The organism is Mucilaginibacter rubeus (assembly GCF_014643835.1).
GTDB lineage: Bacteria > Bacteroidota > Bacteroidia > Sphingobacteriales > Sphingobacteriaceae > Mucilaginibacter > Mucilaginibacter rubeus.
The window spans coordinates 1-22,487 of sequence record NZ_BMKD01000012.1 but is presented as its reverse complement, the minus strand read 5'-3'; the positions used below and the strand labels follow the sequence as shown (position 1 = coordinate 22,487).

At 45.0% G+C, this 22,487-nt stretch carries 15 protein-coding genes and 2 rRNA genes; 7 read left to right on the top strand and 10 right to left on the bottom strand.

Annotated elements, in window-relative coordinates:
- Positions 1-85: 85 nt before the first annotated feature.
- Positions 86-2,269, bottom strand: a complete 2,184-nt coding sequence (locus IEX80_RS26420; RefSeq protein WP_373290440.1) for a S9 family peptidase — start codon at positions 2,267-2,269, stop codon at positions 86-88.
- 108 nt (positions 2,270-2,377) lie between these two features.
- Between IEX80_RS26420 and IEX80_RS26415 the strand changes: the two genes are divergently transcribed.
- Positions 2,378-3,910, top strand: a complete 1,533-nt coding sequence (locus IEX80_RS26415; protein WP_188834673.1) for a serine hydrolase — start codon at positions 2,378-2,380, stop codon at positions 3,908-3,910.
- A gap of 763 nt (positions 3,911-4,673) precedes the next feature.
- Here the strand turns inward: IEX80_RS26415 and IEX80_RS26410 are convergent.
- Entirely contained in the window at positions 4,674-6,044 is a 1,371-nt protein-coding gene (locus IEX80_RS26410) for an NHL repeat-containing protein (protein ID WP_188834672.1), read from the bottom strand.
- A 223-nt stretch (positions 6,045-6,267) separates the two neighbouring features.
- Between IEX80_RS26410 and IEX80_RS26405 the strand changes: the two genes are divergently transcribed.
- The gene (locus IEX80_RS26405; RefSeq protein WP_188834671.1) at positions 6,268-6,732 is read left to right on the top strand and encodes a DUF4920 domain-containing protein; all 465 of its coding nucleotides are present in this window, start codon (positions 6,268-6,270) and stop codon (positions 6,730-6,732) included.
- A 23-nt stretch (positions 6,733-6,755) separates the two neighbouring features.
- On the opposite strand, the gene IEX80_RS26400 is transcribed toward IEX80_RS26405, so the two are convergent.
- Positions 6,756-7,403 carry a hypothetical protein gene (locus IEX80_RS26400; protein WP_090534627.1) on the bottom strand — a complete coding sequence of 216 codons (648 nt, stop codon included), beginning with the start codon at positions 7,401-7,403 and terminating at the stop codon, positions 6,756-6,758.
- A gap of 99 nt (positions 7,404-7,502) precedes the next feature.
- A complete protein-coding gene (carB, locus tag IEX80_RS26395; RefSeq protein WP_090534624.1) occupies positions 7,503-10,319 on the bottom strand; it encodes a carbamoyl-phosphate synthase large subunit in 2,817 nt (938 codons plus the stop codon).
- A gap of 329 nt (positions 10,320-10,648) precedes the next feature.
- On the opposite strand from carB, the gene IEX80_RS26390 reads away from it, so the two are divergent.
- Entirely contained in the window at positions 10,649-11,176 is a 528-nt protein-coding gene (locus tag IEX80_RS26390; RefSeq protein ID WP_188834670.1) for a hypothetical protein, read from the top strand.
- Between the two features lie 2 nt (positions 11,177-11,178).
- On the opposite strand, the gene IEX80_RS26385 is transcribed toward IEX80_RS26390, so the two are convergent.
- The 3 genes from IEX80_RS26385 to panC all read right to left on the bottom strand — a co-directional run bounded on the left by IEX80_RS26385 (position 11,179) and on the right by panC (position 13,507).
- Positions 11,179-12,150, bottom strand: coding sequence for an energy transducer TonB (locus IEX80_RS26385; RefSeq protein WP_188834669.1), 972 nt, complete (start codon positions 12,148-12,150; stop codon positions 11,179-11,181).
- 25 nt (positions 12,151-12,175) lie between these two features.
- Positions 12,176-12,526 (bottom strand): aspartate 1-decarboxylase, encoded by a 351-nt coding sequence (gene panD / locus IEX80_RS26380; protein WP_090534618.1) that lies wholly within the window; start codon positions 12,524-12,526, stop codon positions 12,176-12,178.
- Between the two features lie 150 nt (positions 12,527-12,676).
- A complete protein-coding gene (gene panC / locus IEX80_RS26375) occupies positions 12,677-13,507 on the bottom strand; it encodes a pantoate--beta-alanine ligase (RefSeq protein WP_188834668.1) in 831 nt (276 codons plus the stop codon).
- Between the two features lie 153 nt (positions 13,508-13,660).
- Here panC and IEX80_RS26370 point away from each other — a divergent pair, with 153 nt between their 5' ends.
- From IEX80_RS26370 to IEX80_RS26355, 4 genes are all read left to right on the top strand, one after another.
- Complete coding sequence (locus tag IEX80_RS26370; RefSeq protein ID WP_176628769.1) at positions 13,661-14,485, top strand: glycogen/starch synthase; 825 nt, start codon at positions 13,661-13,663, stop codon at positions 14,483-14,485.
- 66 nt (positions 14,486-14,551) lie between these two features.
- Complete coding sequence (locus tag IEX80_RS26365; RefSeq protein WP_188834667.1) at positions 14,552-15,904, top strand: DUF4270 domain-containing protein; 1,353 nt, start codon at positions 14,552-14,554, stop codon at positions 15,902-15,904.
- A 190-nt stretch (positions 15,905-16,094) separates the two neighbouring features.
- Positions 16,095-17,930 (top strand): glutamine--fructose-6-phosphate transaminase (isomerizing), encoded by a 1,836-nt coding sequence (gene glmS / locus IEX80_RS26360; protein ID WP_188834666.1) that lies wholly within the window; start codon positions 16,095-16,097, stop codon positions 17,928-17,930.
- A gap of 84 nt (positions 17,931-18,014) precedes the next feature.
- Positions 18,015-18,785, top strand: a complete 771-nt coding sequence (locus IEX80_RS26355) for a TerC family protein (RefSeq protein ID WP_188834665.1) — start codon at positions 18,015-18,017, stop codon at positions 18,783-18,785.
- A 296-nt stretch (positions 18,786-19,081) separates the two neighbouring features.
- Here the strand turns inward: IEX80_RS26355 and IEX80_RS26350 are convergent, their stop codons facing one another.
- The 3 genes from IEX80_RS26350 to IEX80_RS26340 form a co-directional block, all read right to left on the bottom strand.
- A complete protein-coding gene (locus tag IEX80_RS26350) occupies positions 19,082-21,499 on the bottom strand; it encodes a glycoside hydrolase family 31 protein (protein ID WP_188834664.1) in 2,418 nt (805 codons plus the stop codon).
- A gap of 576 nt (positions 21,500-22,075) precedes the next feature.
- Positions 22,076-22,187: ribosomal RNA gene (rrf, locus tag IEX80_RS26345) — 5S ribosomal RNA — on the bottom strand.
- 213 nt (positions 22,188-22,400) lie between these two features.
- A 23S ribosomal RNA gene (locus IEX80_RS26340) occupies positions 22,401-22,487 on the bottom strand; the annotation flags it as partial.

Sequence of the window (22,487 nt, the reverse complement as noted above, 5' to 3'; positions counted from 1 at the left end):
AATGATACAGCAGCATATTCTTTTTCCCGGCAAACGCAAAAGCCCTCATATAATGGACTATATGAGGGCTTTGCCTGTTAATATGTTATCTTCCTCCCGGAGGGCATTTAGCTTTCAGATACTGTGTAAATAACGTGCGCAAATGCTGTGTTGTACCTTCGCCTTCCGATATCGAGTGCGTACGGTTAGGGTACGACATTAGCTGAAACTGCCTGTTGTATTTCACCAGTTCATCAATCAGCAGCTCGGCATTTTTGTAATGCACATTATCATCGCCCGTACCGTGAATGTAAAGCAGGTTGCCTTTCAAATTCTTAGCATAAGTAACCGGCGAACCTTTGATAAACACTGCACGGCCGGCATCATCTGTTGGTACGCCCATGTAACGCTCCTGGTAAATGTTATCATAAGTAAGCTGGTTGCCTACCGCCGCTACCGCTATACCTGTTTTATAAATATCTCCATACTGGAACATCAGGTTAAGGGTTGATGAACCGCCGCCGCTCCAGCCGTGCACTGCTATACGGGCTGAATCGACAAATGGCCATTTCATGATCTCTTTGGCAGCCATAGCCTGATCGCGGATGTTGATGATACCTATGTTCTTGTAAATAGCCTTGCGCCAGGCTGTGCCTTTAGGGGCTGGAGCGCCACGACCTTCAACCGACATGTAAATATACCCGTCATCGGCCATACTGCCTTCATACAGCCTGTTACGGCCTGTCCCCCAGGTATCCGTTACGGTTTGTCCGGCCGGTTCGCCATAAACGGTAAACAGTACCGGGTATTTTTTATTGGGGTCGAAATTGGTTGGCTTTACCATCCAGCCGTCCATTTCAATGCCATCAACAGTTTTTACTTTGAAAAACTCGGGTTTATTTTTAGCGTTTTTATCAGTGGCTATTACGGTACCGCCGATATGCTTGTGAGCTGGCAAACTGATCACCTCGCTTTGCGGGTGGGTATAGCTGTTGCTGAAATTATGCAGCGCAACCTTGCCATTCGGCGAAATATCATAGCTATGCGTGCCCGGTTCATCAGCAGGCGAAACACGCTCGGCCGTGCCGCCGCTTAATTTTATTTTGTAAAGATATTTCTGTGTAGCATTATCCGGCGAAGCAATAAAGTATACATAACCCAGAGCTTCGTCGATCATGTCGATGCCAATCACATCATAGTTACCTTTGGTGATCAGGCTTTCTTTGCCTTCGCGGGTTATTTTATACAAATGGCGCCAGCCGTCCTTTTCGCTCAGCCATAAAAAACTTTTACCTTTTTCAATCCAGCCCCAGCCTACCGGGTCGCCGCCGGCTACACGTGCTTTAACGTCAATCCATGAATCGTTGTGTTCTTCGCGGATTACGCGGGTGGTACCGTTTGACACGTTGCCTATAAACACGCGGCTTTCATTTTGCGCACGGTTTAGTTGTTCAAGAATAACTTCGTTTGAGTTATCGGCCCATTCCATATTAGGGATGTAATGCTGCACAGCATCGCCGGGTACATTGATCCAGGTAGTTGTACCGGTAGCGGTGTTAACAACGCCCACTTTACATGAGCTTGGATCTTCGCCCGCAACAGGGTACTCAACCGGCACAACATAGGGATAAACCGAATCGGTAGTGTTCAGCATTAAATAGGTTTTGATCTTGCTGGCGTCTAATTGCCAGTACGCAATTGATTTGCTATCCGGCGACCAGCGGAAACCATCGCGGCAGCCAAACTCTTCCTCATAAGCCCAGTCAAAAGTACCGTTGATAAGCGTTTGGGTACCATCGGTAGTTAATTGTTTTACCGAGCCATCGGCCAAATCTTCCATGTAAATGTTATGCCCGCTTACGTAAGCAGCTTTACTGCCATCGGGCGAAAATTTGGCGAACATCAGTGATGATGCCGGCAGGTTTTTACCCAACTGCCAAAGTTTTTTGGTGTTTGAATCATAAACCCAGTAATCGCCGCGGGTATCATAACGCCATACTTTTTTGGTATTGGTGTTGATGAGCACTTTTTTGTTATCATCGCTCACCGTAAACCTTTTAACACTGATAGGCGCTTTGCCTGCAGGCGTCAATTCTTCTTTGGTGATAAAAACAGTTTTTTTGGAGGTATCGCGGGCATCGATCATGATGATCTGCCCGCCGGTTATGCGGTAATACTGATAGCCGTCTTTTGTCCAGTTAACGGCGGCCCGTTGCGCCAGGGCCGTATTTTGCAGTAAGATTAACAATAGCGCAGTAAGGAAAAATAATCCCGAACGGTAAAATTTCATATACATTTAGTTTGAATTAATAGAGCGGCGTTATTTTTATTTATTAAATAACGTCACTGTAAATTTTGCGTTAAATTAGCACAATAAAGAACTCTAAAGCCCTCTGTAATGAAAAAAATACCTCTATTGCTCGCTGCCTGCATGTTATTTTTCGCATCGGTAAACGCCCAGCGGGCCGACAGGAGCAAGTTCATTAAAGACAGTTTAGACCTCTATATCAGCAAGGCCTTAACCAACTGGCGCGTGCCAGGCATAGCTGTTTGTATTGTGAAAGATAACAAGGTTGTGCTAATGAAAGGTTATGGTATTAAAGAGCTTGGCCTCATGAACAAAGTTGATGAAAATACCCTGTTCATGATAGGCAGCAATACCAAGGCTTTCACGGCAACAGCGCTTGCCATGCTGGAGGCAAACAAAAAACTTTCATTAGATGACAAGGTAACCAAATACATACCTGAATTTAAGCTGGAAGACAAAAACGCAAGCGACCAGGTAATAGTGCGCGACCTCCTTTGCCACCGCCTCGGCTTCCGGACATTTCAGGGCGATTTTACTTTTTACAATACCAACCTTACACGTCAGGAGGTAATTCAGCGTTTGGGCAAGCTTAAAGCTACTTATCCGTTCCGTACACGCTGGGGATATACCAACGCGGCATTTTTAACGGCCGGCGAGATCATTCCGAAGGTTACCAACGGGCACTCATGGGAAGCTTACTTAAAGGAAGCCATTTTTGCACCACTGGGCATGGGCAATACTTTGGCCCTAAGTAAGGATTTGCCAACATCTTTAAACCGCACTGTGCCGCATACTATTGTCGACGGCAGGCTTACGCCAATCCCTTATTGCCAGATAGATGGGATCGCACCTGCGGGATCTATCAGCTCATCGGTAAATGACATGAGCAAATGGGCACTTGCTTTACTGAACGACGGTAAGGTTGGGCAGCGCCAGGTGATCCCTTCCGCAGCTATCCAGGCAACACGTGTGCCACAGGATATTGTGAGCAGTGTTCATCATATGAACGGCGAAAATAACTTTGAGCTTTATGGCTTAGGCTGGTTTATCCAGGATTACTCGGGCCACAGGCTGGTGATGCATGATGGCGGGGTTAACGGCTATTTGTCGTCAGTAACGCTTTCGCCTCAGGATAACCTGGGCATCATCATATTAACCAATACCGATCAGAACCAGTTGTTTGAGGCCTTGCGCTGGGATATTTTAGATGCTTACTTCAAACAACCTTTCCGCAATTACAGCGAGGGTTATTTAAAACAATACAAAGCCAATATCGCAACCGAACAGGCCGAAGATAAAAAGTTGAGGGATTCTGTCCTGTTAAACCCCAAACCAATGTTGCTGCCAAACAAATATATTGGCAAGTACAGCAACGATTTTTATGGCAGCATGGAGGTTACCCAGGGCGAGGGCAACAACCTCGAAATGCGCTTTGAGCATCACCCTAAAATGTATGCCTTGCTAAAACCACTGGGCGGTAACCGCTTTTATGTGACTTTTTCTGACCCTACACTGGGGAAAGCTGTATTTCCGTTCATGGTACAAAACGGCGAGGTTACGGGAGTACGCGTAAAAGTGGCTGATTTTGTAGAGCGGGGTGCATATGATTTTAAAAAGAATTAGGGGGGGTAGGGAAGTTTACATGAAGGTGAATGAACTACACTGCACGTCATGCCGAGTGTTTAAATCCATGGACTCTGAAGGTTAGATGACAAAGAGGGCTTGTCAGTCTGAGCCCGTCGAAGGGTCGCGCACAGAGGCCCAGCCCGCTATGCTTCGACAGGCTACCCATGACATAATAAATAAAGAATGTTCCCGTCAGCAGGTAAGCTTCGGATGAAAGCGGGCAGAACAATGGTGGCCTTGAGCGCAGGAAGGGGCATAGTAAGTTTTTGCAGAAGCATTGGGAAAGCGCGAGCGCAGCGGGGCAAAATAATTGCAGCCCGTGGTTCTGACCACTTTTCAGGGCAAAGGCCGGCGGGGCTGTGGAGTTGGTGAGCGCAAAGAAGCCTATCTGCTGACTTGACTTTTTGGATACTTTTGTGTCAAGACAAAAGTATCTGGCCCCGCGCGGCCAAGAGCGCGACGATGCAAGTTCAATACCACTAAGCACCTTGTCTGCCTATAAGAGATTGCTTCGTAACTCAGCAATGACGTGGAGGAGATGTCATCGCTCCTTCAGAATTCAACGGATTTAAACACTCAGTATGACACCCCTTTTTTTAAGTTATCATGGGTAACTTACCTTAATTTAATTTAAGTCATGGTAAGGACGAAACTGTCCTATGGTAAAAATAAAGCTTGTTACTTCCTGAATAACCCTTCAAAAAACAGCGCCATAACATAAAATGCCATGGCGCTGAAAAAATATCTAAACAATTAAATCTTATTGCAGCACAATCTTACGGATACGGTTGTTATAATAGTCGGCTACGTAAACATTGTTGCCGGCATCAACTGCAATACCCTGCGGCGAGTTAAAGATCCCTGCAGTGCCAACACCTTCCGCAAAACCGCTTGTTCCGTTACCGGCAATTACTTTTAATACTTTATCCTTGGTAATCTCCAGAATCCTGCCATTCTGATCGGCTATGAAGAGATTCCAGCTTTTATCAAACGCAATGGCCGACGGGTTGCCAACAACTCCGGTCCGTTTATTACCGCCAACAAAAGTAGCAACAACGCCCGCCGGGGTTATTTTACGAATGGCATGATTAAGCGTTTCGGCTACATATATATTATTATTGGCATCAATAGCTATGCCGTTAGGCTTATTGAAAGTAGCGCTGGTTGCGGTTGCATTATCCAGGTAACTTGCGCCCCTGCTGCCTGCAAATGTGGTAACAACACCTGCCGGGGTTATTTTGCGGATCAGGTTATTACCCAAATCGGCCACAAAAATATTTCCGGAGCCATCAATTGCTAACCCGCGCGGACTGTTAAACGTTGCTTTGGTGCCCGTACCATCGGCATATCCGGCATCGCCGCTGCCTGCAAAAGTGCTTACCACACCTGCCGGGGTAATTTTACGGATATTATTATTGCCATAATCGGCTACATACATATTGCCTGTTGCATCGGTAACCAAACTTTGCGGAGCATAAAACTGTGCGGTGGCTATAGGGCCGTCAACATAGCCAATGCTACCGTTGCCGGAAAGTGTAGCGACATCTCCTGCTGCAGTAACTTTGCGTATGGCACTGTTAAATGAATCGGCTACATAAATATTGCCGTCGGCACCCACGGTTATCCCCTGTGGGCTGTTGAAAAGAGCGGCGCCGCCCAAACCGTCAACAAAGTCGGCGGCCGTATTACCGGCCAATGTGCTAACTGTGCCACCAGTTGATGTTGTACCATCGCCGGTGGTAAACTGTACCACTTTACCGTAGCCAGTACCCGCGCTGTTTACAGCATATGCGCGTGCATAATAAGTTGTTTTAGGGCTTAAACCGGTAAGTTTTGTAGTATAAGCGTACAGAATTACCGTATCGGTGGTTTTCTTATCGGCAGTGGTAGGAGTTTGATTGGTGGCGCTGTAACAAATACCGTAGCTGCTCAGGCTTACATCGGTTGATCCATTAAATAAACCGCCTGTATAGGCTATGGTTCCACTTTCGGTAGTAACCACATCCATTGTGGTTAAATCAGGCACGGTTACGGGTGTAACGTTTCCTTTTTTACCACAGCTTGTGCCGGCCAAAGCAACGGCAAATAAAAACGCGGCAAATAAAATTGTTTTGGTAAAGCTCTTTTTCACGAGTTAGTTTAAAAGTTATATGTAGTAAGTAAGCAAAATTAACTTATCAATACGTAGCAAATTACTTTAAAGTAACATTTTAACAAATATTAACATACTTATTACTCACCAAAAGGCTCCGCCGCCCTGCAAACACAAATAAAACCGGTCAACTGCTTCCACACGGGGGCAAAACCATCAAAATCCGGCAACATTTTTGGTGTATACCTGTTATTAATTTACTATGAAACTCATAACGCTGTTCATATCCATTTTGATAGCCAATACAGCTATTGCGCAAAAACATGTACCACTGCCCCACGGAATGATATTTGGCGAAAAGCCCGACACAATAGCCTTAATGCCCGCCTCCAAACTGGAAGCTTTTATGGGGAAAAAAACGCGGATCACTACGGCCGTTAGCGGCAGGGTTATTAAAGTAACCAAAGAAAAAGGTGGCTGGTTTGAAATGGATGCGGGTAACAACCGGGTTATAACAGCCCATTTTACCAATGCAGGGATAAACCTCCCCAGGCAATTGGCGGGCCGTACGGTAATCATTTCGGGGATAGCAGCCAAACTATTTATTGCCGACGACCTGCAGCACATGGCCGGCGATACGGTTAGCGGCAAAAAACAGCATAAGGTAAATACCAACCCCGGCCGAAGGGTCAGCTTTGAAGTAAAAGGATTAATGGTAGATAAATAAAGCTATTCAAGCGGGATAAACACCTACCCGTTTGTTACAATGAGCTGCCTTAATTTTTCAGAAACCTCGTTTTTGTTTACTGCAGATGCTTCGCGTTTGCATTTCATATAATGTTCACGGGCAATTTTTTCGGCCAGGTCGCCGATGGTTTTTACATGCATCTCTTTGCCAAAACGTCCGGCCAGCCTTAAACCTATCCCGGCTATTACCATACCGGCAATACCTATGGCCAGGTAATAAAAGGCCAAAACAAAGCTAACCACCAATATCATGGAAAACAGGTTAACTATCCATTGCTTGGGCTGAAGCAACCGGATCTGGAAACCCATCTCTTCTTCAATAGCGGCCACAGCCTCAATACGGCTATCGCGCGGAAAAAGATCAGCGAGTTTGGTTTGGGGCTTTATGATATCCTTATCATACCCCGATGATGCATTGATGGCATTACGGAGTTTGTAAAACGCCTGCTGTGTGGTACAGCCATCATTTGTTTTTTTTACTTTTTCAACAACAACGTCGCAAAGTTTACCAAAGTTTTGCACATCGTTTACCGATGTATCGTTTAAACTGATGTTAAATGATTTTTCAATTTTCATTAAAACACCATCCATATCTTCAGGATCAACACTCTTCAGGTTGATTTCCTGACCATTAGCCGTATTAACTTTCAATCTATAGCAACTAAATACAACAATAGTGAACCTGCAATTAGGGTTGCAGGTTCACGTTATTAGCAATTAAACTACAAAGGCTGCAATTTAATGTTTTAATTATTTACTCAAATACATTGATTTCTCTTTGTACAGGTGTCTGAAGTATGGGTCCTGCAGGTTAGGGATAAAGCGGATAGCCTCACCTGTTGATTTCATCTCAGGTCCAAGCTCCTTGGTAACTTCAGGGAACTTATCAAACGAGAACACCGGTTCTTTGATGGCATAACCCCAAAGCTTGCGTTCGATGGTAAAGTCGCTCAGCTTATTGGCCTCAAGCATAACTTTTGTGGCTATGTTGATGTATGGCACATCATAAGCTTTGGCGATGAAAGGCACGGTACGTGAAGCACGCGGGTTGGCCTCAATCACATATACCTTATCATCCTTAACCGCGAATTGTATGTTAAGCAAACCGCGTACGTTAAGCGCTTTAGCTATCTTTTTGGTATATTCTTCTATCTGGTGGATTACATTGTCCGATAGATCAAACGGAGGCAATACAGCGAATGAATCGCCGGAATGGATCCCCGCAGGCTCAATGTGTTCCATGATCCCAACAATGTGTACATCCTCACCATCGCTGATCGAGTCAGATTCGGCCTCGGCGGCACGGTCAAGGAAGTGGTCGATCAGCACGCGGTTGCCCGGCAGGTTGCGCAGCAGGCTTACCACTGCTTTCTCCAGGTCTTCGTCATTGATCACGATACTCATACCTTGCCCGCCTAATACGTAGCTTGGGCGTACAAGTACCGGGTAACCAACCTTGTGGGCAACTTCAAGCGCTTCTTCCGCACTTTCGGCTACACCGTATTTAGGGTAGGGGATGTCAAGATCTTTCAGCAGGTCGGAGAAACGGCCGCGGTCTTCCGCAATGTCCATGTCATTGAATGATGTACCGATGATCCGGATGCCGTGCTCGTGCATTTTCTCGGCCATTTTAAGCGCAGTTTGGCCACCCAGCTGAACAATTACCCCATAAGGTTTTTCAAGCTCGATGATTTCGCGTACATGCTCCCAGTAAACCGGCTCAAAGTACAGCTTATCGGCCATGTTAAAGTCGGTTGATACTGTTTCAGGGTTACAGTTAACCATGATGGCTTCAAAGCCTGCTTCTTTAGCAGCAAGTAAACCGTGCACACAACTGTAGTCGAACTCGATACCCTGGCCTATACGGTTAGGGCCTGAGCCTAATACGATGATCTTTTTCCTGTCAGATGCTACCGACTCGTTTTCGCCTTCATAGCTTGAATAGTAGTATGGAGTTTTAGCAGGAAACTCGGCAGCGCAGGTATCCACCATTTTGTAAACGCGGTGCATGCCTAAAGCCTTACGGCGCTGGTACACATCTTCCTCGGTAACGTTGCCTAAAATGTGGGCTATCTGCACGTCAGAGAAACCTTTTTGTTTTAGCGTGTACAGGAATTCTTCGGGAACGTTGTTCAATGAATAACGGCGAAGCTCTGTTTCCAGGTTAACCAGCTCCTGGATCTGGTTCAGAAACCAGCGGTCGATCTTGGTTACTTTACGTACCGACTCGATTGGCACACCAAGGCTCAGGGCGTCATAGATGTGGAATAGCCTGTCCCAGCTTGGATGCTCAAGACTGGCCATGATCTCTTCGAGGTTGCGGCTCTGACGACCATCGGCACCTAAACCGGCACGACCGATCTCCAGGCTTTGGCAGGCTTTCTGCAAGGCTTCTGTAAAGCTGCGGCCAATGCCCATCACCTCACCTACCGATTTCATCTGCAGGCCAAGTTCTTTATTAGCGCCTTTGAATTTATCAAAGTTCCAGCGAGGTATTTTAACGATCACATAATCCAAAGTAGGCTCAAAATAAGCCGAGGTTGTTTTGGTGATCTGGTTTTCAATTTCATCAAGATTATAACCTATGGCCAGCTTGGCAGCAATTTTAGCAATTGGATAACCGGTAGCTTTTGATGCAAGGGCTGAAGAGCGTGACACACGTGGGTTGATCTCGATAGCGATGATCGCTTCATCTGCAGGGTTTACCGAAAACTGCACGTTACAACCGCCGGCAAAGTTACCGATGGCGCGCATCATTTTGATAGCCTGGTTACGCATTTCCTGGTAGCAGCGGTCGCTCAGGGTCATGGCCGGGGCTACAGTGATCGAGTCGCCGGTGTGGATACCCATCGGATCAAAGTTCTCGATAGAGCAGATAATGATTACGTTATCGTTGCTATCGCGCAGCAACTCCAATTCGTACTCTTTCCAGCCTAATACTGCCTGTTCAACCAATACCTCGTGGGTTGGTGAAGCCTGTAAGCCACGGTTAAGGGCAGCGTCGAAATCTTCTTTTTTGTGAACGAAACCCGCGCCTTTACCACCCAGTGTATAGCTTGGGCGAATAACCAGCGGGAAGCCAATTTCCTGCGCGCCTTCTTTACCTTCAAGGAAAGAGTTGGCGATCTTTGATTTGGCAACCCCTACGCCGATGTCAACCATCAGCTGGCGGAAAGCCTCGCGGTTTTCGGTTTTTTCAATGGCGGCAATATCTACACCGATAACTTTAACGCCATATTTTTCCCATATGCCGCGTTCAGACGCTTCGATACAAAGGTTCAACGCGGTTTGACCGCCCATGGTAGGCAGCACAGCGTCTATCTGCTGTTCGGTTAAAATTTTCTCAATGCTTTCGCAGGTGAGCGGCAGAAGGTAAACATGATCGCTGATAACTTTATCCGTCATGATAGTTGCCGGATTGCTGTTAATAATAGAAACGGAGATGCCTTCTTCTTTTAACGAGAGAGCGGCTTGTGAGCCGGAATAATCAAATTCGCAAGCCTGGCCGATAATGATTGGGCCGGAGCCAATGATCAGAACGGATTTGATGGAGGTGTCTTTGGGCATAGGGCTTTTTTTAAGTCAAAAGTTCTAAGTCAAAAGTCAAAGGCTGTTAAGCCTTTAAACGGTTTTTCCTATGCGCTGAAAGCCAAGAAATCCCGACTTCAGCGTCGGGGTGCAAAGATAGAGTTTTAACAAACACCATTCATGTTTTTTTTCAGATTTAATATTGTCGCCATAACACCGGGCCTTTTTTAAGTTTCGGAGCACATTTTCTTAAAACAATAGGCTTACTATTTCCGTAAAATCTCACTATATTTACTTACAGCCCGGCCTGTAATTTCCAATTGAACCTGTAATTGCGCCAGGGCGCAAATACGTTATATTTAAGGACTATGATAAAGAAGTCTGTTTTTCCGTTGCTTGCGGCTATTTTATTTTGGGGCAGCTGTGCTATGCTGCAATCAGTTGTTAAATCAACATTCCCGTATACCGCTACTATGGTTATCCCGGCGTCGGCCAAAGTTGATAAACCTGAAACCGCAATAAGCACGGGTAACAGCTTTGACCAGGATTTTACTAAAGATGGCAACAATGCCAGCAGGATAAGCGAGGTACGCATCATATCAGCCAAACTGCAGTCGAGCGACCCATCAGATTATAACATTGGCAATATAGCGTCATTAAGGGTATACATGGCTAAAAATGATGGCAGTGAAGAGGTGATGGTGGCTATACGTAAAGATATCCAACCCAACGCCGGCAACAGCATAGTACTTGACATTGACAACTCACACTTTTTAGACGAACTGGTGCGGCAGCCAAGCGTACGCATCCGGATGGTTTATCGCCTGCGTAAAGCTACGGCAACTGATGCGAGCCTGAAAGTATCGTTGGGAATTGGATCGTACCCGGCTAATTAAGCTTACCTGCCTATCGCAAAAGAAACCGGAACGCTGTATCTAACTTTAACCGGAACGCCAAATTGTGTTCCCGGAACCCATTTTGGCGAGTTATTGAGCACCCGCACAGCTTCATCATCAATAATGGGAGCAACAGATTTACTCACTTTAATATCTGTTAATGTTCCATCCTTTTCCACAACGAAAGAAAGCACCACAGTACCTTCAATACCCTTACGCAGGGCATCATCGGGATATTTGATATTATTTGATAAAAACCTGCCGAACCGCTCAAGTCCGCCTTTAAATTGCGGAGGCAACCCACGAGATTTCAGGTAAGTATTAACTTTTCCCTCTTTAGTTGTAGCTGTGCCTGATATTAACACCCCGTTATCATAAATTTCGGTAAAAGTAGTTTTGAAGTCTTGAAAATCACCTTTCCACTGTCCATCGCGTTTACTGCCTTTTACAGGGCCTTCTTCTTCAACATAACCAAATTTGTTATCGTAACCTTTAAAGTAGCCATTACCCTCAGAAACCTGGTCGTTTCCCAATGAATCTTTATTGGCTATGATGAGGTAATTGCCAGACCTGTCGGCTGTACGGTCTTTATTACCTTCGGGATACGAAAACTGTGCGTATAACCTGCCATTGGGATAAAATTCCATATCCTCACCTGCCTTTACCCCGTTTTTATAGCTAATAACCGATTGCCTTTTGCCATTAGCATAGTAGGTAACACATTGCCCTTCAAATTGCGGCGGATCGATCTTTACAGATTTTCCGATGAGTTTTTGAGAGCCGCTGGGATAAAATTCAAAAACATTATATAACGTTGAAGCCGAGTCTGGCTCACGCACCACACGGATATAGTCGGCACTATCACGTATACCAACATACTTACCGTTATTTTTTATAAAGTAAACGTTTTGGCGCTGGGCAGAGGCCCCGGTTGCAATAAGAAGAAAAAGGGCGATTGTAAAAAGCGGTTTCATAAATTGCGGCTTAGGCGCCGCTAATTTACTTAATCAATTTATTATCTGAATCGGGAAATATCAAAATTGGCTCATAATTCCGGGCTTCTTCAACCTCCATGTAGGCGTATGACATAATGATCACAATGTCGCCAACCTGTGCCAGGCGGGCGGTAGCGCCGTTAAGGCATACGGTGCCTGTTCCGCGTTCGCCTTTGATGACGTAAGTTTCAAAGCGTGCGCCGTTATTATTGTTCACTATCTGAACCTTTTCATTGGGGATGATATTTGCAGCCTCAATCAGGTCTTCATCAATAGTGATACTGCCCACATAGTTCAACTCGGCCTGCGTTACCTTAACCCGGTGAATTTTGGACTTTAATATTTCAATTATCATGGCGCAAAGTTAGGAATATTTAGTTCATGGTTCATAGTTGATAGTTCATAGTAATTGTTAGCTGATTGTAAATAGTTTATGGTTATTCTAAACCAACCCACTACCAGCAATTTTGCTAAAAACCATGAACCATGATCTATGAACCACACGCTACCCAATCAACACATTATCAATCAATCTTGTTTTACCTACACGTGCTGCAACAAGGGCAACAATAGTTTCGGATGCAGGGGTGGCATGATGCAGTGTTTTGCCATCGACTATTTCAAAATACTCCAGCTCAACGCCGGGTTCGTTGCTGATCATTTGGGCTGCCTGCTGCTGCAGGGTGTCAATTTTGTTGATATCGAAGTTTTCCTTAACCCAGTTAAGTGCTTTGGAGAGAATGAGCGAGTGTTCCCTGTCATACGGGGTCAGGTGGATATTCCTTGAGCTCATGGCCAGGCCATCGGGCTCACGCTCAATCGGGCACATCACCAGCTTAACGGGCATCTCCAGCACCTCAACCATTTTACTAATCACCATAAACTGCTGATAATCCTTCTGCCCAAAAAAAGCGATATCTGGCTTCACAATATTGAACAGCTTATTTACTACCTGAGTAACTCCCTGATAATGCCCGGGCCTGAATTTTCCTTCCAGCAGGTATTCCAGATCGCCCATGTCAAAATGCCATTTTTCATTATCAGCATACATCTCGGTAACCTGCGGATTAAACAAAATATCGCAGTTAACTTCCTCAAGGCGGCGGATATCGTCAGTAATAGGGCGGGGGTATTTTTCAAGGTCCTTAGGGTCGTTAAACTGGGTGGGGTTTACAAAAATGCTGCAAACAACCTGCGTGCTTTGCTGCTTTGCCAGTTCAATTAAACCCAGGTGCCCTTTATGCAATGCGCCCATGGTTGGTACAAAGCCAATTACTTTTACCGGCTTACGGTTAAAATAATCGGTTATCTCATTTTTAGTGCTGAATATTTTCAACGTAATAGGTGTTACAAAATTTGGCAAAGGTGTACAATTGATTAAAAATAACCAAAAGTTACTTGCATAATTCGTTGGCAGTTTATATAATAATAGTTATATTTGCAAACTCAAATTTTTTGACTTCTTTACATTTTAAATACTGATTTAGTGATGGGTAAATCTAAGCTTTTGTTTATAACTCATGAAATGTCCCCTTTCCTTGAACTCACAAAAATTGCTGAAATAACACGCCAACTTCCGCAGGCCATGCAGGAGAAAGGTTACGAGATCCGTATCCTTATGCCGCGTTTCGGCAATATCAATGAGCGCAGGAACAGGCTTCATGAAGTGATCAGGTTGTCGGGTATGAATATTATTATCGACGATAATGATAACCCGCTGATCATCAAAGTAGCATCTATCCCGGCGGCGCGTATGCAGGTGTATTTTTTGGATAATGAAGAATATTTTCAGCGTAAGCATGTATTTGCAGACAAAGACGGTAAGTTTTATGCCGACAATGACGAGCGTATGATTTTCTTTTGCAAAGGTGCATTGGAAACTGTTAAGAAATTAGGCTGGGCACCGGATGTGATCCATTGCCACGGCTGGATGAGCGCGCTTGTGCCTGCTTATCTGAAAACAACCTACAAAGACGATCCTACATTTAAGCACTCAAAAATCATTTACTCTATTTATGAAAATGATTTTAAAGAGCAATTGCACAATGATTTTGCTACAAAAGCCATCATGAGCAATATGAACGAGCAGCATGTGGAGCCGTACAAAGGCGGCACCAATTCGGCCTTGTATGCCGGTGCAATCCACTACTCAGACGGTATTGTTTTGGGCAGCCCTGATATTGATGCAGATGTGTTAAATAATGTTAAAAACAGCAATAAATCGGTTTTAGAATTTGATTCTACCGCAGATTTCGAAAATTATTACAATTTTTACGACGAAATTACCAACGACGAATTGGTGGATGTTGCATAAGACTTAATATTATATATGAAATTTTTCCGATTAGACTTATTGACCCTGTTAATAAGTCTTTTTATTTTGAACAGTTGTAAACGCCAGGATGGTATTGGTTTGGGCGTCAATGATCAAAACGAGATCAATGGCAACCTGATAGTTGATACTAACATCGTTATTAACACTGTTGTGGATGATACTGTGGCTACCTCGGGTCAAACCCGGACACCACTTGCCAACTTTACCGATCCTGTATTCGGCACAACAAAAAGTATTGTTGCTTTAGGTGTTAACCTGCCTAACGGCGCCGCTTACACTGTTCCTGCAGGCACTCTGACAATTGACTCGGCTGTACTTGTGCTTAGATATTCTGACGGTTTTTATGGCGATTCGCTGGCTTCACGCTATAAAATAAACGTGTATCAGCTTCAACAAAAGGTAGAAAGCAAAACCTACTACAGTAATAACCACTGGGATGCCGATCTGGGCACTTTGCTTGGCTCTAAGACCTTCACAGCCCGTACGCACGATAGTATCACCATAGCCCGCATCCGTACCGATACATTAGATACCGTTCAGCGCGTAGCACCTCAGTTACGTGTGCCGCTTAGTAAAGCCTTTATCTATAACAACCTGTTTAATGCAAGCGGTGCTGTACTTGCATCACCAACAACCTTTCAAAGTACTGTAAAAGGTCTTTACCTTTCGTTAGATAAGGCACAGGCCAGTGATGCCGGCGGTATTATCCAGCTTAATCTGGCCTCATCGCAAATTGATGTATTTTATAAAGTTGTTACTGCTGCTACCAGTACTACAAGCAGTACTATTGATACTGCATCGGTAACCCTGCCGTTCTTTAACCGTGCTGCCGAAATTACGCATACCTACAGTACTACTATCCAGGCAGCACTAAATAATACAACAACATCGCAAAATACGGTTTACCTCCAGGGGCTTGCAGGCTTAAGGGCTAAGCTTAGTTTCCCGGGCCTCGACAAGCTTGTTGACTCATCGATAGTATTAAACCGTGCCGAAATTGTAATAACACCACGTGCCGGTTCAGGTGTACCTTATGCGCCTTTACCTAAGCTTACCATGTACAAGCTGGATATAGCCAAACAACGGGCACTGATACAGGATGCCTCGGCAAGTGACCCGCGTTCGCAAACAAGTTTATTTGGCGGCAGGTATGACCGTACCAAAAAAGAATACCACTTCCTGGTTACGGCTTTTGTTCAGGACCTGATCCGTAAAAAAACAGTTGATTACGGTACCTACATTGCCCCGGTTGATACTACACTTATTAACACCACAACTGGTATTGACGTGGCACCGTCAACACAAACGGCAGCCCGTACGGTGATAGTAGGGAGTGATAAGTCAACCCCGGGTTACAGCATCCGCATGAACATCATTTATACCAAGGTTCGCAAGTAAGATATCTCTCAATAAACAAAAGAATCCCCGCTTAGGGGATTTTTTTGTTTAAGGCAAATACACTTTTTAAAATACTTTTTTAAGTATTTTAAAACTTCCTCATTTTCGAAAAAAATCAAAATAATTATTGCAGATATGTGTTATATAGCTGTTTATTTTGCGGCGTTTAACATTTATACTTGATTATTTTATGTGCGGAATTGTTGGTTATATAGGATTCAGGGATGCTTATCCCATCGTTATAAAAGGGCTTCACAGGCTCGAATACCGGGGCTATGACAGTGCCGGTGTTGCCCTGCTTGATCATGACCTTAAAGTTTATAAAAAGGCCGGCAAGGTTGAGGACCTTGAAAATTTTGTGAAGGGGATTGACCTGAAGGGGACAATTGGAATGGGCCATACCCGCTGGGCCACCCACGGCGAACCGAGCGACCGTAACTCGCACCCCCATTCATCGGGCGACAGGAGGCTTACTATTATCCACAACGGTATTATTGAAAACTATGGCGTGATCAAGGAAACCCTTGTGGCAAAAGGCCATGTTTTTAAAAGCGATACGGATACCGAGGTTTTAATACACCTTATTGAGGATATCCAAAAAGCAACCGGCCTTGATTTGAAAGACGCCGTGCGCGTGGCATTAAACAAAGTAATAGGCGCATATGCCATCGTTATTATGAGTGCCGATGAGCCCGATCTGCTTATTGCAGCCCGTAAAGGCAGCCCGATGGTAATTGGCGTAGGCAAAGGCGAATACTTCATAGCTTCGGACGCTACACCTATTGTGGAGTACACTAAAAATGTGATCTACCTGAATGATAACGAAATTGCCTATGTACACCGTGAAAACCTGCTGGTAAAAAACATCGACAATTCGGTACAAACCCCCTATATCCAGGAACTGGACTTAAAGCTGGAAATGCTGGAGAAAGGCGGCTACGACCATTTCATGATGAAAGAGATCTATGAGCAGCCCCGTTCCATCCGCGACTGCCTGCGCGGCCGTATTTACCCTCAGCAGGGCAAAGTCCAGCTGGGCGGCATTAAGGAATACACCGAGAAGCTTAAAAATGTTGACAGGATCATTATCGTAGCCTGCGGTACCTCCTGGCATGCCGGGTTGGTAGGCGAATACCTGATTGAGGAATACGCGCGTGTGCCGGTAGAAGTTGAATATGCCTCCGAGTTCAGGTACCGCAACCCAATCATTACCGAAAAAGACCTGGTGATAGCTATTTCCCAATCGGGAGAGACAGCAGATACCATGGCCGCCATTGAACTGGCTAAGGAAAAAGGCGCTACCATTTTCGGCATTTGCAATGTGGTCGGCGCATCTATTCCGCGTTTAACGCATGCGGGCGTTTATACCCATGCCGGGCCCGAAATTGGCGTAGCATCCACCAAAGCCTTCACCGCCCAGGTAAGCGTATTAACACTAATAGCTTTTTATATAGCCCAGCAGCGGGGTAAAATCACCCAAAGCAAAATGGTTGAATATTTAACCGGCTTAAACGAGATCCCGAACCTGGTACAGGAGGCGCTGAAATCAAACGAACATATCCGGCAAATCGCGGCCCGGTTTAAAGATTCGACCAATTGCCTGTTCCTGGGCAGGGGCAGTTCATTCCCTGTAGCCCTGGAAGGCGCTTTAAAGCTCAAGGAGATCTCCTACATCCATGCCGAAGGTTATCCCGCCGCCGAGATGAAACATGGCCCTATCGCTTTAATTGACGACGAAATGCCTGTAGTATTCATCGCCACTAAACATTCATCGTACGAAAAGGTGATCAGTAACATACAGGAAGTAAAAGCCCGCAAAGGCCACGTAATTGCTATTGTATCCGAAGGCGATACCGAAGTAAAAGGCATGGCCGATTATGTGATAGAAATTCCGCAAACCAATGAGGCGTTTGTACCGTTAGTTGCAACCATCCCGCTGCAGTTACTGGCTTATCACATAGCTGTAATGCGCGGCTGTAACGTTGATCAGCCCCGTAACCTGGCCAAGTCGGTTACCGTTGAATAAGGGATAAAATCAGATTTTTACCAGCCCCTGCCAGTAACGGCAGGGGTTTTGTTATTTTTGGGGAGAAACAAATACCTGCTACCTATGAGTTTTGAAATGTTTGCCCAGGCCGAGTCCTGGATCTCCCTGATCACACTTACGCTTTTGGAGATCGTTTTAGGGATCGACAACGTGATATTTATCTCCATCCTGTCTGATAAATTGCCTGCCGCCCAGCAAAGCAAGGGCAGGCGGATTGGCTTGGGCATGGCCATGATCACCCGTATCCTGCTGCTATTATCCATTAGCTGGGTAATGACGCTTACCGCCCCCTTGTTTAACCTAAGTTCGGTTTTGAGTATTACCAGCCCGGAATGGGTTGAAAAATTGGCTATCTCCGGCCGCGACCTGATCCTGATCATTGGCGGCCTGTTCCTGATCTATAAAAGTACTGCCGAGATCCACCATAAAATTGAAGGTGAAGAAGAAAACGAAGGCGCAGTAAAAAAGCATTCGTTCTGGGGCACAATCATCCAGATCATGCTGCTGGACATCGTCTTCTCGCTCGATTCGGTGATCACCGCCGTAGGAATGGCCAGCCACGTGGAGATCATGATCTTAGCCGTTGTTATAGCCGTAGGCATTATGATGTGGGCATCAAACGGGGTAGCCTCATTTGTAAATAAGCACCCTACTGTAAAAATGCTGGCCCTGTCATTCCTGCTGCTGATTGGCGTTTCGCTTTTGGCCGAAGCTTTCGAACAGCATATCCCTAAAGGCTACATCTATTTCGCCATGGCGTTCTCTGTTTTGGTAGAGATGCTGAATTTAAAAATGAAAGCGAATAAGGGAAAGAAAGTGGTGAAGAAAGGATAATAAAAAACATCTCAATGTGAGTATTTAAATCCGGTTACCTCTGAAGGAGAAATGACAAAAGGGGCCTGTCAGTCTGAGCCCGTCGAAGACTCGCGCGCAGAGGCCTGCCCAACATGCTTCGAGAACCTCAGCATGACACCTCTTCTTTTATTATGTCATGGATAGATAACGCGTTAGCCCCTTTAAGTCTCCCCAAAAAAGGGAGACTTAAAAAGCGGCATTTTTTAAAGTCCTCTCCTTTGGAGAGGGTTTGGGTGAGGCTAACTCGATCAATGACTTAATGACCCAATGACGCGCTATAGCGCTACTACCATCGCTTTACCTGCATATTTAACAACCTTATCAGCCTTGGCAGTTAAAGCTACATCCGAGCCATGAGCGCCTTTAACCATCACAATATTAAACGTGCGGCTTTTCAGCTGGCCCGGAAAATGACCTTTAGTATCGGATATGCTAAGTTTACGTGTTTTATCGTTCCAGCTTAATGTAAACGTAGCTGACTGTCCTTTTTCGTAATTGTAGTTATCGTTTTCATCCTCATAAAACTTAAATGAGGCATTAGCGCCGGGGTAAATCCGAAGCTCGATATTGCTGTTTGGTTTTTCGGTAGCATATTCAACATCCGGGCCCATTGGTATAATTGAGCCTGCTTTTACATATAATGGCAAAATCCCGATAGGTGCCGCGGCGCTGATGGTTTGGCCGCCGTCAAGCAGTTCGCCTGTCCAGAAGTTATACCATTTGCTGGCGGCAGGCAGGTAAACCTGGCGGGCCTTGGCTTTTTTATCTGCATCACTTGAAGTATATAGTTGCTCGGTTACCGGGTTAACCATAAAGGCCGGCCCAAACATATACTGGTCAGGAATGCCGTAAACCTTGCTGTCGCCGCGGTAATCAAATGCTAGCGAACGCATAATGGTATAGTTATCGTTAGTTACACGGCCTGCCAGTGAGTAAATGTATGGCATCAAACGGTAACGGAGTTTATCAAAGTTAAGCAGGATCGATCTTGTATTTTCATCCCAGTTTTTGCTGAAGATAGCGCGCTCACCTTTACCGTGGATGCGGAAAATAGGGCAAAACGTACCGAACTGGAACCAGCGGATAAATAACTCGCGCTTATCCGGCTGCGACCAATCGGCAGGTTTCCAGTGATAGTGATAACCGCCGATGTCTGACGTCCAGTAAGGGATGCCAGAGGTACAGGCATTAATACCTTGTGGTACCTGGTCTTTAAAATCATGAAAAGTACATTCAATATCGCTCGACCATAATGTAGACGCGTTGCGCTGCTCGCCGGCAAAGGACTGCCTTACCAAAAAGAAAGCACGCTTACCCGGAATATCCCTGCGCCAGCCTTCGTATACGCCTTTAGTATGCTGTAATGAATAAGTGTTAAAATAGTCGATGCCTTTGCCAATGGCAAAATTACTTTGACGGCGGGCGTCAAGCAACGCCCCATTATCCGGCTCGCATTGATCAATCCACCAGGCATCCCAGCCGTAACGTTTAATGAGGCTGTCGCGGGCCTGGTCCCAGTAAAGCTCACGGGCTTTAGGGTTATGGGCATCGTAATAAGTATCAAAAGTATGGGTAACCACGTTATCCCAGGTGATATCGGTTAAACCTCCCATTTTGTTCAGCGCATCATAATTAGGGGTGCCTTTACCAAACACCGGCCAAATAGAGATCATGGCGTGGATATTGGCCGCGTGCAAAGCATCAATCAATTTTTGCGGATGCGGGTAACGTTCCGGTTTCATTACATGTGAACCTATCGGCAATGGGTCCCAATAGTACCAATCCTGCACAATCACGTCAACAGGGATGTGATTATTGCGGTAATTATCCTTTACAGTAAGGATCTCGTCCTCGCTCAGGTACCTGTCTTGCGATTGAAACAAGCCATAAGCCCATTTACCAAACATCGGCGCTTTGCCGGTAGCGGTACGATAAAGATCGATGATATGGTCAAAGCCCGGCCCGTAAAAAAAGAAATAATCAACCTGCTTACCGCTTTCGGATACATATTTAAATTTAGTGTTGTCCGCTTCGGCACCATAAAAATTACTGGCCGAATAGTTATCCCACATTAAGCCATAGCCTTTTGTTGATAACAGCACCGGGATAGCACCTGTAAGATATTTAATAGCCAGGTCCTGGTTACGGCCTTTGTAATTGATCGACATAGAATCTAAGGGATGGCAGCCTAAACCAAACAAGGCCTCATCCTTCGGCGATGCAAACTGTGTAGTAACGTTATAAGTGCTGATCCCCGCAATGGTTGCCGGAGTAATGGATTTATTGTCGCTGTCCTCGGCAGTGATCACGTTACCCTTCAAATCGGTATAGGTGATGGCATTGGTGGCCTTATTGATCTTTACTTTCAGCTTTGCCGTAGTAATAACCACCTCGGTTTTCCCATCAGTAACCTGGTACGCTGAATGCTGAACCCATTTATTATTCACAACCAATGATGGCTTGGTCTCAAAAGCATCAAAGATGGTATATTTTATTTCGATGATATCGTCCCTGCGGATAAGCACTTTCATCAAACCTTTGTCGAGCGTGAAAGTAACGCCATCAGCCGATTTTTTGAAAGATTTAATAACTGCCATAGCCGGCATGGCGGACAAGCCAACCAAAAGAAAAATGAACCACGCAATCGATTGCCTAACTTTTGCGCCTTTATGAAATACCTGTTTAAACATCATGATTATCACTGATTTGGTTTATACTGAGTGTGAGATTAACACTTAATTTGACACCGTGAATATAACTTACTTTTTTTAATTGGAGTAATTTTTTTATTGTCGAATTATCAGTTAGCTACTATAAGCCCCGAATATTGAGTATATCTTAAAGGTGATACAATTACCACGCCTTTTAATCAAAGTGGTGATACTATATTGTCAGTGTTCCAATGTTAAAAACAGGGTGTTCTACTAATGGAATGATGTTTTATAACTTACTGATTACCAATAGCAATCTGTTCATGTCGACCGAAAGGAGGTTTTGGCCCGTTCGTAACAATCTGCTTATAAATATCATTATTGCGCGAAATTTAACAAGTGTTCAGCCTTATAAAATGGGACAGTTTTTTTACCGGTGACGATGCCTTCGCCGGGCCACCGGGTAAATACTTTTTTAATTCCCCCATAATTTTTCTGCTTGATCCGTAAATAGTTGATTGGCGGGATTGAGGCAGAATTATGAAAAAGCTTGTAAACGCAAAAAGCCTTAGTAATTAGCTAAGGCTTTTGCGATGTAGCACTATTGAAAGTGATAAAGGGTGGCACCGACCTACTCTCCCACGTTTTACCGCAGTACCATCGGCTCTGGCGGGCTTGACTTCTCTGTTCGGAATGGGAAGAGGTAGACACCGCCGATATAGGCACCTGAATTTCTTTTTATTAAGGTGAAAGCTTAAAGGTAAAAGGTTAAAGGTTTCTTACCTTTCGCCTTTATCCTTTGGCCTTTCAGCCTCATAAATGACATATTATTGAAAGAAGTGATTGAATGTAAGAGAAAACAACAGCTTTGTTGTTCATTATCTGTTTGTCTCGGATTAGAGGCAGCGACTAATCTCTTAATCTCTAACCTCTAATCTCTGCTTTGAAGAAAGCTTCGGGCAATTAGTATTACTCGGCTATGATGTCACCACCTTTATACCTGTAACCTATCAACGTAGTAGTCTCCTAC

Excerpts from the sequence above, each read along its gene's own strand:
- IEX80_RS26415 (WP_188834673.1), top strand. The coding sequence starts at position 2,378 with ATGAAAAAAATACCTCTATTGCTCGCTGCCTGCATGTTATTTTTCGCA.
- IEX80_RS26420 (WP_373290440.1), bottom strand. The coding sequence starts at position 2,269 with ATGAAATTTTACCGTTCGGGATTATTTTTCCTTACTGCGCTATTGTTA.
- carB (WP_090534624.1), bottom strand. The coding sequence starts at position 10,319 with ATGCCCAAAGACACCTCCATCAAATCCGTTCTGATCATTGGCTCCGGC.
- IEX80_RS26370 (WP_176628769.1), top strand. The coding sequence starts at position 13,661 with ATGGGTAAATCTAAGCTTTTGTTTATAACTCATGAAATGTCCCCTTTC.
- panD (WP_090534618.1), bottom strand. The coding sequence starts at position 12,526 with ATGATAATTGAAATATTAAAGTCCAAAATTCACCGGGTTAAGGTAACG.
- IEX80_RS26350 (WP_188834664.1), bottom strand. The coding sequence starts at position 21,499 with ATGATGTTTAAACAGGTATTTCATAAAGGCGCAAAAGTTAGGCAATCG.
- glmS (WP_188834666.1), top strand. The coding sequence starts at position 16,095 with ATGTGCGGAATTGTTGGTTATATAGGATTCAGGGATGCTTATCCCATC.
- IEX80_RS26405 (WP_188834671.1), top strand. The coding sequence starts at position 6,268 with ATGAAACTCATAACGCTGTTCATATCCATTTTGATAGCCAATACAGCT.
- IEX80_RS26355 (WP_188834665.1), top strand. The coding sequence starts at position 18,015 with ATGAGTTTTGAAATGTTTGCCCAGGCCGAGTCCTGGATCTCCCTGATC.
- IEX80_RS26385 (WP_188834669.1), bottom strand. The coding sequence starts at position 12,150 with ATGAAACCGCTTTTTACAATCGCCCTTTTTCTTCTTATTGCAACCGGG.
- IEX80_RS26390 (WP_188834670.1), top strand. The coding sequence starts at position 10,649 with ATGATAAAGAAGTCTGTTTTTCCGTTGCTTGCGGCTATTTTATTTTGG.